The following is a 1301-nucleotide window of genomic DNA, read 5'->3' as shown; positions in this document are numbered from 1 at the left end:
GTGGATCTCGAAGCTTCTATTTGTCAAGGTCGGCAGAGGAGGGGGAAGAGTTCGCGGCAGAGAGCTCGTTTGAGGAGGCGGAGGATGTCTTTCTTGGTTTTGCCGTCGGCGAGGTGGGTGTCGCGGTAGTCGCGGGTTCGTTGTTCGTGGCAGAGGCGGGCGATGGAGATCTGGTGGAGGGCGCAGTTCGCTTGCCGGTTGCCGCCTCGGGAGAGGCGGTGGCGGTTGGTTTTGCCGGAGGAGACGGGTTGGGGTGCTGCGCCGAAGAGTTTCGCGAGGGCTGCTTCGGAGTGGATGCGGTGGCCGTTCTCGCCCACGGCGACGAGGAGTTGCGCGGCGGTGACGGCGGCGACGCAGTAGACCTCGAGGAGTTTCGGGGCGCGGATCTCGATGAGGGTGCGCAGTTGCTTCTCGATCGCGGTCGCGTCGGCGTCGAGGGTGAGCCAGCGGGTCGCGTGCTGGCGCAGCAGCCGGGTGAGGGTGTCGGTGACGATGTCTGCGGTGGCGGTCTCGGGAAGTTCGGCGAGGCGGCGCATGCGGGTCTTCCGGGTGCCCTCGCGGGAGCGCTCGCGGAGGGTGTCGGGGGCGGTGATCAGGAACTGATCGATCTGCCCGGCGATCTCCTTCTGCTGCTTGACCAGCAGATTGCGGGTGTTGGTGAGCAGGCGCAGCGCTTCAACGGACGAGGTCGTGTCTTTCGGGATCCGCGGTGAGGTCTCCGCGAGAGCGCGGCGCGCGGCGGCTTCGGCGTCGAACGCGTCGGTCTTGCCTCGCCGGCGGCGCTGCGCTTTGTCTCCCGGTGGGACCTCGATGACGTCCACGTTCTCGGCGAGCAGATACCGGGTCAGGGCGGCTCCGTAGGAGCTGGTGCCCTCGACTGCGACCCGCACCAGCGTCCCGAGGACGCTGACCCAGGACAGCAGCTCGATGAAACCTGTGCTCGTCGCGGGGAATGCTTCATCGCCCAGGAGGCGGCCCGTGGAGTCGAGGACGGCCACGTGGTGGCTGTTCTCGTGTGTGTCGATGCCCGCGACGATCTCCCGGTCGGGCTGGGCTTGGAGCGTGTTCGTTGTCATGCTGGATGCATCCCTTCATCGGGTCACGCATCCGGCCAGTGGGCAGACAAATCGGTGATGAGACCACAGGACGGTCAGGCTTCTATCAAGTCATGACCAGCCGACCGGATGCTTACGGTGTCGCGGGGTTCGACAGTTCGAGATCCAGACAGCCCTGCCAGGCGTCAGATACGCAGACGAGTCAGAACCCCGCGACACACCAAGGCAATCACCGATACGCCCGCT

Annotated in this window: 1 protein-coding gene; it reads right to left on the bottom strand. The window is 65.9% G+C overall.

What is annotated here, in order from left to right; genetic code table 11:
* Window positions 1-23: 23 nt before the first annotated feature.
* A complete protein-coding gene (locus MT351_RS19785) occupies window positions 24-1076 on the bottom strand; it encodes an IS110 family transposase (protein WP_243583075.1) in 1053 nt (350 codons plus the stop codon).
* Window positions 1077-1301 lie beyond the last annotated feature (225 nt).

This window comes from Rathayibacter sp. VKM Ac-2926, from assembly GCF_022815565.1.
Classification (GTDB): Bacteria; Actinomycetota; Actinomycetes; order Actinomycetales; family Microbacteriaceae; genus Rathayibacter; species Rathayibacter festucae.
This window is presented reverse-complemented; position numbering and strand designations above follow the sequence as displayed.

What these genes read in the sequence shown, in the direction of transcription:
- MT351_RS19785 (WP_243583075.1), bottom strand. Translation starts at nt 1,076, where the DNA reads ATGACAACGAACACGCTCCAAGCCCAGCCCGACCGGGAGATCGTCGCG.